Source organism: Pseudoalteromonas nigrifaciens (assembly GCF_002221505.1).
Classification (GTDB): domain Bacteria; phylum Pseudomonadota; class Gammaproteobacteria; order Enterobacterales; family Alteromonadaceae; genus Pseudoalteromonas; species Pseudoalteromonas nigrifaciens.
Genome location: NZ_CP011036.1, coordinates 1,591,013 through 1,605,138 on the forward strand (window position 1 = coordinate 1,591,013; position 14,126 = coordinate 1,605,138).

A 14,126-nucleotide genomic window follows, 5' to 3' on the forward strand; every position below is an offset into this window, starting at 1 on the left:
TAATACACAATTAAAAAGAGAAGTTTCACAAAGTCACACATCAGATCACATTAAAGTAAAGCTGTGCATATAAGCACTTACTTGCATTTTGCCCTATAACATTATTAAAAGTCGTTTTGGGATATTTTAACAAAGACAATTTTATAACGCACGTAATTACCTGTTTACATTGGAGTTGTTTGGTGCAACTATTTAGCTATGTAATATACGCCGTTTTGGGGGGTTATAAACCCCCATAGTGGTGTTCAATAAGCTGTTATGCAGTTATCAAAGGTTTGAGTATCAAATGGAATTATGTGGAATTATTGTAAAAGGATTAGTAGCTTTTCTTGTTGCTGTAGGAGCAGCTCGAGTCGGTATTTATTACTTTTTTAAACAGAAAGAATATGAACTTGTAAAAAGTCGATACCTCGACGGCTCTGTAGACTTACTATTAGTTGAACTTGAAAATGGCCTTAATATAACAAGCCATAATTTTACTCGAGCATTAAACATAATAAAGGCATACAGAGACCAAGAAGATACCTTTGATCTAACTGAGTTAAAGAAAGGCTTTATTGATATAGATAAACCTCAATTCCATTTGGTTGCGAACCATAGATTACAAATACTTAGCGGTAGCGGTATCTTTTGGAGTACTTATCAATTAGCTTTATCTTATATTTTACATGCCAATATCATGCTTACAAATGAAATAATTGATGTTATCCGTATGAAAGAAACGACAGATAAAATTAGTGAAAATAGAGATAATTTAATTGAGCCTATGATGCAAGCAGTAAAAGCGCAACATGATGAAGGCTTCAAATACAGTAAAATGATTCATCAATTTCAAGTTATATCTGATTTGTTAGAAAGAAATGAAATGACTTTTAAACAAATTGAAGGTTTTAGAAAGAAAAAAGAAGTAATTCAGGTTATTGAAATGCTTGAAAAAGACTTCTCTAAAGAGTTGGCAGAGCTTAAAACTGCATAACAAGTCAATCAACTTCGCGCCTACGGCGCCGGACGCAGCGAAGCTACGCCGGTTATTGAGGCGTTATAAGCCCTGATAGGTTTGGCGTATGTTTAAATAATTCTGTTCATATCTATTTCACAGCCTGACTCTTTCATTTCTTTTGCTAATTTGAACTTCCATGCTCCAGCAGCATCAAAATTTTCGTAAACAACTCCACTAATATCGTTTGGTTTTTCGATATTTCCTTTAACTATTGCAGTTACGTTTTCTCTACCTAGTTTCCCTATGAAATACCCATGTTCAAAAATTACATTTTGACGAGCTCTTGGTGATAGCTCAGTTAACCCAGCCTTAGAGCCTTGATCACAGGGTGTATATAAAACAATGGCAAAACATACTTCACCAGCATACTTTTCAATTTTTTCAATTATCGTTTTACTTGAACTAGCTTGCTCATGCAATATTATTGGCTCAAGCCCTATTTGACTTACAAATCGAGCTAATTGTTCTTTTGCCAAATCATCATGACCATGAACAATAAACACCTTATTCTTCTGGGGTGTAATAGGCGTGTTGTAAACTGGATTCTCTTGAGGGAAATGTTGCGACACTGCTTTAAATACCCCTGCAGCGGATGGACGCATAACTGGAGCGTTGTGAACTTGGGTATTTATAATGTTTGGTTGTTTTGTTGGGGAGGGAGCTACAGGAAAACTAGTGTTTTCTAACCTCATAGCAATCTGTAAACAATGACTTTTTAATTCCTGATTCCTATTTTTGTTGTATGGGTATAGTAAATGTTTATCGTCATCATCTTCAATTATCTCACGAATTAATTTACCAACTAATTGATTAGATTCTAAATCCCATATAGCGCGCATTCTATTCGCTTTTGAACCTGAACCAATTTCGTATTTATCTGAATAAAGCTCTATATCTACAGATTCTGCAATAAATTGCGCTAAAGAATTATTAGAAAAATCTAAAAAATAACCACCACTCATTTCAAAAAAAGTTTCTAGTTTTCTACGTTCTTTAGTGGTTAAATCAGACATTTTCGACCTTTATTAATTAAATCAGACAACTAGCTTGTTTCATTGGTTTATATTAACCTTGTAAAAGGCTTATAACAACACTTAAGCAGGACAAAAAACAGTTGGTTTTTTCTCGTGCCTCGCTTATTTTAACCAACAATTTTTTGCCTCTTGGTGGGGCGTTAGGCATTTAGCAACCAAAGGAGGTTACATGGTAAATCGAATACTAATATTAATAGCCATTTTATTTATATACGGTTGTTCATCAACCCACATCATTAAAAGTGAAACACCGATTAGTGCTGATAAGTGCAATGTTAAAATATATAGCTCACTTCAATCAGCACAAAAACATGGTGAAATTGAAGAGTTATGTATCGTAACTGGAACTAGTTCAGGAAGCTTTTCACATACTGTAGGAACAGCCATTAATAAACATAGTAATAAGGTATGTGATTGTGGTGCTAATAAAGCATTTATACAAGCGCAGGATGCAGGCACATTAGGTACAGCATCTGTGACTCTTGTAGGCTTCAAGCATATTAACAAGAAGACAGTTGTAAAAGATAAAAAAATATATGAGTTAGCTAAGAAGTGTCAATTAAAAGGTGGCGTGTGGATAAATGATATATGTCAAATAGAATTAGACTAATCTCTATAAAATGCCTAACAACACGCCCTGAGGTGGACAGCAAGCACTAAAGCTCACTTTCCACCGCAAATTTTAACAGCGGTGATCCCTTACTTTTCAATGCGATTAAGTAAGTTGATTCATCGTAGGGCGTATGTGTTTTCCAGCACCTAAATAGTATTCTTATCCACTTAAATGCTAATGATCTGATGATGGTATTATGGGGTTTTCCTTTGGCTTCTTGCTGCCGATAATATGCTTTTGCCCAAAATGAATAACGTACAGATAATCCTGCCCATTCGACAAATGTTTGCCTTAAAAATTTAGTGCACGAATATCGCCAGTGTATCCATTCCTTCTTGCCACTGCGCTCGGTAACAGGGGCAATGCCTGCGTATTTTTGTATGTCAGCAGCGCACTTATAACGGTCACGATTTGACCCCATAGCGGCTAATAACCGAGGCGCTAATTGTGGTCCTGCACCTGGTAAACTATCAAAAATAGCGCGATCTTTATGTTGCTTATAAAGCGTTTTAATTTCGTCATCAAATCGGGTTATTGCCTGCATTAGATGTTTGAGTTGAGGAACGAGGCATTCAATAAGCAATAAGTTTGGCGTGATCACCGCCATATCATCGGTGAGAATTTCAGCATCCTTTATTTCTTTTATCCGCTTTTCATTAACGAGTGGGTAGCGGGAGTTATGTTGATTAAAGAAGTCGAGTAGTGTTTGCTTTCTCGCTTTTTTAGCGTGAGTAAGAGAGGGCCAACGCAGTAAAAAGTCACAGAATATTTGAGTGTCCTTTTCTTTAAACCAATCAATCACGTGGGGGTAATAATTTTTTAGCGTTGTGGCTATTTTATTGGTTAAATTAACACGATCTTGTACTAATTTACGTCTGTATTCGACAAGCTGTGCAAGGCACCTAACTTCTTCTGAGTCAGGTCTAATAACCGTTAATTTATCCATGTGAAGTTGTAGAATTTCAACTTGAATAATCGCATCAGTAGGATCATCTTTAGCCCCGCTGTGCGAAAATGCTGCACGGTATTTGGCGACACTTGATGGGTTAATCACAAATAATATAATGTGCTTAAATGTAAGCGCGCAATTAAACCCACATACCAATATTAATGCTACCTATGCATAATTTACTCAGCATATTAACCTGAGGTAATTATGAATAAACAGCAAAAAATAAAACACTGGCAAGGCATTTTTGAGCAGCAAAAATCGAGTGGTTTAGCCATCATTCAATTTTGTCGTGATAACAACATTAACGCATCGACTTTCTATGTTTGGCGTAAACGCCTTTCTGACGAAACGATAAGGGTTAAAAAGCAACAGGTGATCCCGTTTGTTATTCATGAGCAAGCCTTTACACACCCTTCAATCATTAAACTCACCACACCAAACGGCTATCAAATAGACTTCGAGTCGACATTAGCGCACCAAGCACTCGCCAAATTATTGAGCGTACTGTGACACCTTGCACCCACCAAGTTTACTTGGTCACGGGATTCACCGACATGCGAAAATCAATCAATGGGTTAAGTATTATTGTCAGCGATACCCTATCTCTCGATCCTTTAAGCCAAGCGTGGTTCGTTTTTTGTAATAAACAACGCGATAAATTAAAAATTTTGTTTTGGGATACCAATGGTTTTTGGCTTTATTATCGTCGCTTAGAGCAAGGACGATTTCAATGGCCAAATCATGCTCAAGCACACGTAGCCATGGGGATTGAACAACGGCAGTTACAATGGTTATTATCTGGCTTACCGGTAAATAATAAAACCCGCCACTCAACTTTATCAGGGTTATCAGTGATATAAATTAACCAGATCGTTTTTTTTACTTGAACGATCTTTCCCATGTGTCATGCTATTAAAATGCCAGACACTATTCTCATCACCGAACTACAAAATCAGCTTGCACTTATGCAGGCTAAGCTTGATGGCTTAGAAAAAGATAAAATTTCACTGCAAGAAGATAAGGTTGAAATGCAATCGCGGATTGACCACTTGCTTGCTGAGCTTAAGTTAAGTAAATCCCAAAAATACGGTAAAAAAAGTGAAAAAGCCCCGCGAGGTACCTTCAACGAAGCGGAGCAGCATAAAACGACTGAGCCGCCTAAACACCATAAGAAAGGTAAACAAATACTGGCTGAGCACTTTGAACGAGAAGAAGTTGAGCACACCTTAACCGAGTTAACGTGTCAGTGTTGCGGTGAACAACTACATCAATGTGGTAGTGAAGACAGCGAGCAAGTGAAGATTATTCCGGCGAAAGTCAGTGTCATTAAGCACAAACAATTTAAATATGCTTGCAGACATTGCGAGCATGAACAATTGGCCAGTAAAATAATCACCGCGCCTAAACCCAAGCAGCCTATTCCTGGCAGCATTGCGAGTCCAGAAGCGTTATCGGCGGTTGTTACGGGCAAATACTGCGATGCCTTACCGCTTTATCGTTTCGTTGACATACTGGGCCGTGGCGGCCTTGAACTATCGCGCGGAACATTAGCTAATTGGTGTATTAAAGCGGGCCTGCTAATCAGCCCCTTAGTGGCAGCCATGCAACGTCACTTGCTTAGTGAGCATAGTTTATGTGCCGATGAAACCCGTACACAAGTGTTAGATGAAGGTGACAACCCTAGCAGCAATTCCTACATGTGGGTTTATCGCAGCAATGAGGTCAGCCGTGAGCCTGTCGTGATTTACGATTACCAAGCAGGTCGAAGTCGCGCTTGCGCAAAAGAATTTCTTGCCGGTTATCAAGGCTATTTACAGTGCGACGGTTACCGTGTTTATGACGGTATTGAAGGCATTACCCCTGTTGGTTGCTGGGCACACGCTAGACGCAAATATAACGATGCCTTAAAAGCAGAGTCGAAAAACAAAGGTCGAGCGCATAAAGCCATCAGCTTTATCAGCCAATTATATAAACTGGAAACCCACGCTAAAAACAAACAGTTATCTCCTCAAGCGCGGTATCAGTTACGACAAGAAAAAGCCTTACCCATATTAATGCACTTTAAAGCGTGGCTTGATGAAGCCGAAGGTAAAGTAACGGCGGGGAGTTATATTGGCAAAGCGATAAAATACACGCTTAATCAATGGCCGAAATTAATGCGGTATAGTGAAGATGGCGAACTAGGGATTGATAATAATATTACTGAGCGAGATATTCGGCCGTTTACCACTGGTAGAAAAAACTGGCTATTCTCAAAATCGGTTAATGGTGCTCAGGCCAGCGCGATACTTTATAGTATTGTGATGACCTGCCGTGCCAATGACATCAATCCTTATTACTACTTTGTGCATTTATTTAAAACGTTGCCGAATCGAGATGAGGGTGATGATGATTTTACCGACCTAATGCCGTGGAATGTGCAGCTAGACTTCGATTATAGCTAAGCGCACTGCTTAAATGCGCGCTTACGCTTAAATTTACTGAGTGCATATATAAGTGGACCTTTTTTTAGCTCACACGCGACAGCAACGGGTCTGCCGTTGTAGCGTTGTTTTAACTCAAGCGCCCATGCATTAATTGACTTAGGTTCAGAGGAAATCACACTTAAATGTTGTGTGTTTGTGTCGCGGTTTATTTCACAAATATCATGTTTACGGTCGGCCCAATCGATCCAGATAAGGGCAGCAAAACCTGAGACGTTAAAGGCTTCCATTTTGGGCCTCCTAGAGGTAAAGTGAAAGAATAAATAGAGGCTAATAGTGTTTCTCGCAAGTCTTATAGATAGTCGGCATTACGACAATCCCTGAGTATGCGTATTGAAACAAATTACTCCTGTTGATCCGAAAGTCTTGTTACAAACATTGATTGTTTCCGCTCAAATATTCGTGATCAACAGAAGCATATTCCATGTATTAATGAGATAGGTAAATACATTAATTAATGGAACGGAGTAACTATAAGGCATTTAAACGGAACTAAAACAGTGGGTTAGGTTTCGCTTCGCTACACATTTCAACCCACAATTTTAGTCCGCTTAGTGCGGCGTTATAAACCACAAGGAGAGTTCATTTGAATATCAATGCTACTTTGTACGGCCAATTTGTAATCATTTTCGCGCTGATCATGGGCGCACTATGCTATTACGTAGCTCGTCGTAAAATGCAAAAGCCAGCGGCTGCGGGTTTGCTCGGTGCTGTTTTGTCACTTATTCCAATCTTTAGCGTAATTTATCTATTCATACTGCTGTTTAAAAAAGATGTTGGTTCAGCATCGGCGGCAGTAAGTGAGTAAGGTGGTTTATAACAAGGCCAGTCACGGCGAGGTCTTTTCCGCTGCGGCTTCGCCTTCACTACAAAGCCGCGCATGCTGGCGGCGTTAGGTATACAAGCAAACAAGGGTGCATAATTGAATTATTTAAATTGGTTACAAAAGGTATTTCCTAAACTGAAAGATACCCCAAATGAAATTATTATCTCATATGTTGATGAAGCGAAATCTGATACTGAACTTCTTAGAGAGTTTATTAAAGTCTTAGGAGGTTTGCTCTTTATTCTCCCGTTTAACCTATATCTTTATATCTCTGGTATTCAATCATTTACCAGTCCTTTATATTGGATGCTAGTTATTGTTTCTTTTGGTGTTGGCGGTTTTATTGGACTTTATTGTGAACAAAGATTGATTAAAAGGCGCCTTAAAAAAATAGTGCAGTTAAAGTATACCTAACAACACGCCCTGAGGCTCACCACTAGTAAAATTTAGCTATTAATTGCAAATTTTACTAGTGGTGAGCCTCTGCGTTTTAATGCTGCTAAATACGTCGATTCATCTTAGGGTGTATTCGTTTTCCAACACCTAAATACAATCTTTATCCATTTAAATGCCAGCGATTAAATAATGCTTTTATGTGGCTTGCCCTTAGCTTTTTGTTGCTCATAATACGCTTTAGCCCAAAATGCGTATTCCGGTGATGGTGAACACCGATTCCGGTTTTATCGTGAACACTTAAATTCCACGCATTGGGTTCATGACATTTTTAACCTAAGTGTTCACGATGGTCAATTTTAGATTGAATTTTTCTCATAGACTCCCCCTTTAATTTTATCCGATGAGCATTGTGCATTAGTCGATCTAAAATGGCATCGGCTAAGGTATTATCGCCGATGGATTGATGCCATTCTTCGGTGGGTAATTGACTGATGATGGCGGTTGATGAACTGCCGTGCCTATCATCCATGATCTCCATTAAGTCATTTCGTTGTGCCGCTTTAAGTGGCTCAAGCCCCCAATCATCTAAAACGAGTAAGTCGATCTTAGCGAGTGACTGTAACATTCGACTGTAAGTGCCATCTGCTTTGGCTTGTGTCAGCGCAAGCATCAACCTTGAGAGTCGGTAATATTTAACGCTGTAGCCTTTCATGCATCCTGTATGCGCAAGCGCACAAGTGATATAGGTTTTACCGCTACCGCAAGGGCCTGTGATGAGTAAGTTTTGTGATTTATTCAGCCAATCACATTGCAGTAGCGATGCCATCATCGATTGATTGAGACCTCGCGGGTGATGATAATCTATGTCTCTGGCGTTAGCGGCTAATTTAAGTTTTGCCGCTTTAAGTAAGCGTTGTTGTTTTCGGCTCTCTCGGTCTTGGGCTTCACTGTCTGCTAGCAGTTGTAGTCGCTCATCGAAGGACAACCCTTCATAAGTACTTGGTTGTTCTATTTGGCTCACTAAGGCGTTGGCCATACCACTGAGTTTGAGTTGACGAAGCTGAGTTATCGTTTGTTCTAACATAGAATTTCCTTACCTTAATGGAAGCTTTTAGGACCACGGATATTTTCATGGGATTGTGGCAATAACGTCGACGGCTCTTCTTGCGTTCGCGGCAATTTATCTTGGTTGCTACTGAGTATGTCTTTGATATGTTTTAACCGATATAAACTGTATTGATTGGCTATCGCACAGGCGTTATTGAGCCGATCGGCGGGATAGCTTCTTGATAGGTTGAGTAAGCCTAAGCACACACGATACGCTTGTTCTTCATGTTGTTTCTGTGCCAATTGTGCTTTCACCCAGAGCAAAACGTCATCTCCAATATCTTTCGCCCAATTCATTAAACGCCCTGGTGACCATTTATGATGCTTCTCATGCTTTACAGGCATGTGCTCGGATGTGGTGGTCATGCCCGGATGATATTTTCTCGGGTGACTGGTGATGCGTTTATGCTTGAAATAAGCCTCAATCAAGTTGTCTTTGGCATGAAGTTCAAGCTTTTCACCCACCAAGTGATGGGGTACCGAGTAAAGATGGTTATCATACTGAACGTGATAATCAATATTCACTTTGACGTGTTTAATATCCGTGAATTGATAAGCTAGTTTGGGCATGGGCGCGAGGGCGGGTTTGTCGATTGACTCGAACCATGATTGTCGTGTCCCACTCAGTTGCTTAAAGGGCTTATTATTGACCTCAAGCAGTAAGGCTTTGATGCAATGGTTTAGCTCAGCTAATGAGAAAAAGGTTTGGTGTCGTAACTTGGCGAGTATCCAGCGTTCAATGATTTGCACGCCCACTTCGGCCTTGGCTTTATCTTGTGGTTTTCTGGGACGAGCAGGCACAATCACGGTGCCATAATGCGCGGCCAATTGCTGATAACTCGGGTTAACATCAGGGTCGTAGCGACACGCTTTACTGACACCACTGCGTAAATTATCGGGGATAACCATGTCAGGTATACCGCCGATAAATTCAAATGCTCGCACGTGACTGCCGATCCAGTCGGGTAGACTTTGGCTCCAGGTTGCTTCACAAAATGTATAATTTGATGCGCCCATCACCGCCACGAATATCTGGGCGAACTTCACTTCACCCGTCGCATTACAAACAATGGGCATCGTTTGACCCGCATAATCGACAAAGAGTTTTTCTCCTGCTTTATGCACTTGTCGCATCGAACGTTTTTGCTTTTTAAGCCAGGTCATATAGCGATCGCAGAACTGAGAATAGCTGTAACAACGATTCGGATATTGCTGAGTATATTCTTCCCAGAGTAAGTTCTTGGTGACGCCTTTGCCCGTTAATTCTTTTCGAATGGCTGGCCAATCTGGCACTTCAAATCGCTGGGATGGCCGAGTGTCGGCGCGAGGATAGAACTGACTAGCAAGCACAGAATCATCAAGCTCGTCGGGCAGTGGCCAACTTAACGATAAAGCTCTGGCTTTAGTGAGTAGTTTTTGAATACCACCGACACTGATCTTAGTGCTGGCACTTATTTTTCTGACACTGAGTTGGGCAGCAAAATGTAGCCTCAACACTTCTCGAATTTTACGCATTGTGATCCTCTTAGTCGCCATATCCCTTCCTCAGTAATACAAAAAGGAAATAGCTTAACAAAGTAATTAATAATCAATGCGTTGAAATTGTACTGGTTTGGTGTGAACACCGATTCCGGAAAATCAGTCAAAAGTGTTCACGATAAAACCGGAATGAGCGTTCACGCTAAAACCAGAACGGGTGTTCACGATGGGCCGGAATCACTGTTCACGATGCTCCGGAATATGCACAAAACGGATAACTAATAAAAAGCCAGTTCTCTCAACAGCTAGCCTCATGAAAATGAGGGGGAGCTTTAAAAAAGCCAATTAAAACACCCAATTAAAACAATACCTAGCTCTCACTTTATATTCTGCATAAAATAACGTAATAAATTGAACCAAAATAGGAACTCGGCTATGGTTTGTTTATCAATAAAAACAAATAAAAAACGAGTTAATATACAGGCTCGTTATGTGAAAAGGGATTTTTAATAATGGCACTTTTTTATATTTCACTCGGAGCTGTTTTCTTTTTAATTGCTATAGCTTGGTTTGGGTTTGTAGCTTTATATTCCCAAGTAGAAAATTCAGGATTCGGTTTTGGTTTTATTATGGGGGTACTTCCTACGTTACTTAGCATGTTGCTTATAGTGCCTAGTACGCTGTATAGAACTGTTTTTGTATTTACGCAAAAGCCAAAGCAAACAATGAAAGATAAACTTACTTTAGTAATTGGGCTGCTAATCACCTTACTTTATAGTGGTGCCATTATTAAGTTAGCTTTCACATAATAACATGCAATATTAGTTACTTAGCGGGTTCTAATAAACTAAACACAGGTAAGCGCCATTTAAAGCGTACCGATGCCATACGTATTAAGTACCCTGTAACTAAGCTAACAATAATACTTATATTGTCATCAATATTATAGTGATGCAGTGCTAGGTATAAACACGCCACAATAAGTGAAACGCTGGCATACAGCTCGTGGTGTAATACTAATGGCGCTTGACGACATATTAAATCACGTAACAAACCACCAAATACGCCAGTAACTATAGCTGCAACCACGCAAATACCATAGTGTAAACCCATATTTAGCCCAACTTGGCAGCCAATAATACTAAAAGCAGCTAGGCCAAGGGCATCTAGGCGCATAAATATGCCTTTAAACTTAACTACCCATTTAGCCAACCAAGTGGTGATAATGCCGGCCATACAGGTAATTAATAAATACTCTGGATTTTGTACCCACGTAAGCGGGTAGTTACCTAGTAAAATATCTCGAACGCTACCACCACCTATGGCGGTGGCACTGGCTACCAAGCTAACGCCAAACCAGTCCATTTTCATTCGGCCAGCGCTTAGGGCTCCGGTCATGGCTTCTGCTGTAATACCAATAATAAAAACAATACTTAATAGCATGAGATAGTCACTTGAAATTTACACTTATAATAAAGGCGTGATTGTATAGATAAAATAGCAAAATAACGAGTGAGAAATCACGCTAAAAACGCTTACTTCAGATAAGAAAAACTAATACGAAACTTATGCGTAAATAGGCTGTTAAATTGGGGTGAACCTTTGGGTTGGTTGTAAAAGGTGAAGGACAATAGGCCGCAAACAATAAAATAAGTTACTTTGAATTTTAAGCCGTTATTGCCCTAGAGCCACTTTATATTGTTGGGTGGTATTTAAAAGCAAGGTAATGCAGGCTGTTAACTTGAGCCTCGGGCAATTAATATTGGCGGGAGTAGGGTACTTTGTACTGCTTCGCCTCGAATTAGTTTTAATAGATTTTCTACCAACATTTGTCCGGCTACTGTGGTGTTTTGTTCTATCGTGGTTAAAGGTGGGTTGGTATAGCTGGCAATGGCGATGTTATCGAAACCTATTACGGCAACATCTTTTGGTACGCTAATACCGGCTTCTTTGAGTGCGCGTATTGCACCAATGGCTATTAAATCGCTGGCTGCAAAGAGTGCATTAAATTTTATGTTATTGGCTATTAGTGAGCGAGTGGCATGATACCCCGACTCTTCAGTCGATATTGCATTTGCTGTTTTACGTTCGTTTAAGGTTACGTTATTAGCGCTTAGTTCATCTTTAAAACCTTGAAAACGGGCAAAAAACTCAGGGCTATGATCCGATGCGTCGCCTATAAACGCGCAGTCGGTTCTGTTGCGCGCAATTAAATGCGCTGCAGCTAGTTTTCCGCCACCATAATTGTCGCAGCACACAGTCAGATCGGGGCGATTGTCGACCGTTGCACCCCAACAAACAAACTTGGTGTTTTGCTCAAGCAGGGTGTTAAATTTAGGTTGATAATCTAAGTAATCACCATAACCGAGTAAAATAATACCATCGGCGCGGTGGCTATCTTCGTAGTCGGCTTGCCAATCGGCACTGGCCGATTGAAACGACACCAGTAAATCGTAACCTTCTTTAGCACAAGCGCGGGTAATACTGCCTAGCATGGCTAAAAAAAACGGGTTAATTTGTGATTCATCAGAGGTTGGATCTTCAAACAATAATAGCGCTAAGGTGCTACTTTGTTGGGTGCGTAAATTGCTGGCGTTTTTGTCTACTTTATAGTTGAGTTTTTTAGCTATATCGAAAACGCGCTTACGGGTTTCTTCGTTTACCAAGGGGCTGTTACGTAAAGCACGAGATACAGTTGATTGCGATACTCCAGCATAATGGGCTATATCAAATGACGTTGCTTTACCTTTCATGAGCACTACTTAAATAACAAAGAGAATAATGCAGCCATTCTCGTTTATTAATGATTTATTTCAAGCTAATTTATCAATTAAGCACTTTTTTAGTTGATCTACCCATGACACCGGTGTCATAATGAGGGCGTTTTATCATTTTGTTGTCAAAACGTATTGGCTGCCTATATTTTTATAGGCAGCATTTTTTTACTGTGATAGCTGCTTTGGGGTGATAGCCTAAAGTAATAAAAAGAACAATGGGTTACCCGTTGTAAAATAATAAGCATGAATCGCTTATACTAATCGCATTAAAGAGTGGACTATTAAAACGCAAAAAAAATACCGCCAAAAAATGGTTTAATCACAAGGCGAAAGTAATCATATAGAGTTGTTTTATATGAATTGTTTTAACGCAGTGAGTAAGTTATTTAATTAGTTAAAATGTTCATTTTTTTAATAAGATTAGTATTATACAAAAGAGATAACACTATGAGCTTACACTCTTCTGCCCAATTTGATCCTATTTTAGTTGCCGATATTGGTGGTACCAATGCGCGGTTTGCACTAATTACTGCCTTTGATGCAGCAAAAAACGAATTTGTTATAGAATATAATCATACCTTTCCTAGTGCCGACTTTGGCTCGTTACAAAATGCAACACGCCATTATTTATCAACTGTGCCTCATATTAAACCTGTGCGCGCGTGTTTGGCAGTGGCAGGCCCTATAAAAGCAGGGCAGGTTCACCTTACTAATTTAGGTTGGCATTTTAGCGTTAGTGAGTTTAAACAGGCTTTTTCTTTTTTGCAGCTTGAAATTATTAACGACTTTGCTGCATTTGCCTACGCTGCCCCTTATTTAGATAGTAACCAAAATGTGGTTATTAAAGCAGGGCAAGCCGATGAAAACTCAAACATTGCAGTTATGGGCCCAGGCACAGGATTTGGTGCAGCTTGCCTAGTTAGAACAGCGCAGTCTAGTGCGGTGCTTAGCTCTGAAGGCGGGCATATTTCGCTGGCTGCCGTTACCGATTTAGATGCAAAGTTACTTATAGAATTACGCAAAGAACATCCGCATGTGTCTTTAGAAACTGTTTTTTCAGGCCCGGGTATTGCCCATTTATATAAAGCGATGGCGGCGGTTAAAGGTATTACTGCTAAGCATTTAGATGCCGCGCAAATTAGTAATTTAGCCAATACAGGCGAGTGTGAGGTTTGCGATGCAACTCTAAACCAGTTTTGTGACTGGCTTGGCAGTGCCGCAGGCGATTTAGCATTAGCTTATGGTGCGTTGGGCGGTTTATTTATTGGCGGTGGTATATTGCCACGCATGCAATCGCGCTTGTTAGAGAGTCGTTTTGTTGAACGTTTTTCACAAAAAGGTATTATGTCGCAATATAACGGGCAAGTTCCTGTTACGCTAGTAACCCAAGATAATATACCTTTGATTGGCGCTGCGGCGTGTTTGCATAATAGTAAGCAGGAATAATGCTGCTGGTATT

General features: G+C 39.9%; 15 protein-coding genes and 2 pseudogenes. 9 read left to right on the top strand and 8 right to left on the bottom strand.

What is annotated here, in order from left to right; translation table 11 throughout:
• Positions 1-286 precede the first annotated feature (286 nt).
• Positions 287-976 (top strand): hypothetical protein, encoded by a 690-nt coding sequence (locus PNIG_RS07785; protein ID WP_089368203.1) that lies wholly within the window; start codon positions 287-289, stop codon positions 974-976.
• Between the two features lie 92 nt (positions 977-1,068).
• Here PNIG_RS07785 and PNIG_RS07790 read toward each other — a convergent pair whose 3' ends face one another.
• Positions 1,069-2,013, bottom strand: a complete 945-nt coding sequence (locus tag PNIG_RS07790; protein ID WP_089368204.1) for a TIR domain-containing protein — start codon at positions 2,011-2,013, stop codon at positions 1,069-1,071.
• Positions 2,014-2,203: 190 nt separating this feature from the next.
• On the opposite strand from PNIG_RS07790, the gene PNIG_RS07795 reads away from it, so the two are divergent.
• Complete coding sequence (locus tag PNIG_RS07795; RefSeq protein ID WP_089368205.1) at positions 2,204-2,644, top strand: hypothetical protein; 441 nt, start codon at positions 2,204-2,206, stop codon at positions 2,642-2,644.
• A gap of 46 nt (positions 2,645-2,690) precedes the next feature.
• Here the strand turns inward: PNIG_RS07795 and PNIG_RS07800 are convergent.
• Positions 2,691-3,722, bottom strand: a pseudogene (locus PNIG_RS07800) (IS110 family RNA-guided transposase); the annotation flags it as partial.
• An 81-nt stretch (positions 3,723-3,803) separates the two neighbouring features.
• Here PNIG_RS07800 and tnpA point away from each other — a divergent pair.
• From tnpA to tnpC, 3 genes are read left to right on the top strand one after another with little or no spacing between them, the layout of a single operon-like run.
• Positions 3,804-4,109 carry an IS66 family insertion sequence element accessory protein TnpA gene (tnpA, locus tag PNIG_RS07805; protein ID WP_010555472.1) on the top strand — a complete coding sequence of 102 codons (306 nt, stop codon included), beginning with the start codon at positions 3,804-3,806 and terminating at the stop codon, positions 4,107-4,109.
• Positions 4,106-4,459 (top strand): IS66 family insertion sequence element accessory protein TnpB, encoded by a 354-nt coding sequence (gene tnpB, locus PNIG_RS07810; RefSeq protein WP_254910727.1) that lies wholly within the window; start codon positions 4,106-4,108, stop codon positions 4,457-4,459. The genes tnpA and tnpB overlap by 4 nt, the downstream gene beginning before the upstream one ends.
• A gap of 39 nt (positions 4,460-4,498) precedes the next feature.
• The gene (gene tnpC, locus PNIG_RS07815) at positions 4,499-6,043 is read left to right on the top strand and encodes an IS66 family transposase (RefSeq protein ID WP_086960352.1); all 1,545 of its coding nucleotides are present in this window, start codon (positions 4,499-4,501) and stop codon (positions 6,041-6,043) included.
• Here the strand turns inward: tnpC and PNIG_RS07820 are convergent.
• The gene (locus tag PNIG_RS07820) at positions 6,040-6,312 is read right to left on the bottom strand and encodes a hypothetical protein (protein ID WP_089368206.1); all 273 of its coding nucleotides are present in this window, start codon (positions 6,310-6,312) and stop codon (positions 6,040-6,042) included. The two genes, tnpC and PNIG_RS07820, sit on opposite strands and share 4 nt — an antisense overlap.
• A 356-nt stretch (positions 6,313-6,668) precedes the next feature.
• On the opposite strand from PNIG_RS07820, the gene PNIG_RS07825 reads away from it, so the two are divergent.
• Positions 6,669-6,890: a hypothetical protein gene (locus tag PNIG_RS07825; protein ID WP_089368207.1), complete on the top strand. Its 222-nt coding sequence runs from the start codon at positions 6,669-6,671 to the stop codon at positions 6,888-6,890.
• Between the two features lie 114 nt (positions 6,891-7,004).
• The gene (locus tag PNIG_RS07830) at positions 7,005-7,322 is read left to right on the top strand and encodes a hypothetical protein (RefSeq protein ID WP_011328041.1); all 318 of its coding nucleotides are present in this window, start codon (positions 7,005-7,007) and stop codon (positions 7,320-7,322) included.
• Between the two features lie 32 nt (positions 7,323-7,354).
• On the opposite strand, the pseudogene PNIG_RS20380 reads toward PNIG_RS07830, so the two are convergent.
• The 3 genes and pseudogenes from PNIG_RS20380 to istA form a co-directional block, all read right to left on the bottom strand.
• A pseudogene (locus tag PNIG_RS20380) lies at positions 7,355-7,567 on the bottom strand (IS110 family transposase); the annotation flags it as partial.
• 65 nt (positions 7,568-7,632) lie between these two features.
• On the bottom strand, positions 7,633-8,388 hold the full coding sequence (istB, locus tag PNIG_RS07835) for an IS21-like element helper ATPase IstB (protein ID WP_024603886.1): 756 nt from the start codon (positions 8,386-8,388) through the stop codon (positions 7,633-7,635).
• A gap of 14 nt (positions 8,389-8,402) precedes the next feature.
• A complete protein-coding gene (gene istA / locus PNIG_RS07840; RefSeq protein ID WP_024600838.1) occupies positions 8,403-9,947 on the bottom strand; it encodes an IS21 family transposase in 1,545 nt (514 codons plus the stop codon).
• Positions 9,948-10,402: 455 nt separating this feature from the next.
• On the opposite strand from istA, the gene PNIG_RS07845 reads away from it, so the two are divergent.
• Positions 10,403-10,699 (top strand): hypothetical protein, encoded by a 297-nt coding sequence (locus tag PNIG_RS07845; protein WP_089368208.1) that lies wholly within the window; start codon positions 10,403-10,405, stop codon positions 10,697-10,699.
• Positions 10,700-10,715: 16 nt separating this feature from the next.
• Here PNIG_RS07845 and PNIG_RS07850 read toward each other — a convergent pair whose 3' ends face one another.
• A complete protein-coding gene (locus tag PNIG_RS07850) occupies positions 10,716-11,333 on the bottom strand; it encodes a trimeric intracellular cation channel family protein (RefSeq protein WP_089368209.1) in 618 nt (205 codons plus the stop codon).
• Positions 11,334-11,626: 293 nt separating this feature from the next.
• A complete protein-coding gene (locus PNIG_RS07855; RefSeq protein ID WP_011328044.1) occupies positions 11,627-12,643 on the bottom strand; it encodes a LacI family DNA-binding transcriptional regulator in 1,017 nt (338 codons plus the stop codon).
• 471 nt (positions 12,644-13,114) lie between these two features.
• Here PNIG_RS07855 and glk point away from each other — a divergent pair, with 471 nt between their 5' ends.
• Positions 13,115-14,113, top strand: a complete 999-nt coding sequence (glk, locus tag PNIG_RS07860) for a glucokinase (RefSeq protein ID WP_089368210.1) — start codon at positions 13,115-13,117, stop codon at positions 14,111-14,113.
• The last annotated feature ends 13 nt before the right edge of the window (positions 14,114-14,126 follow it).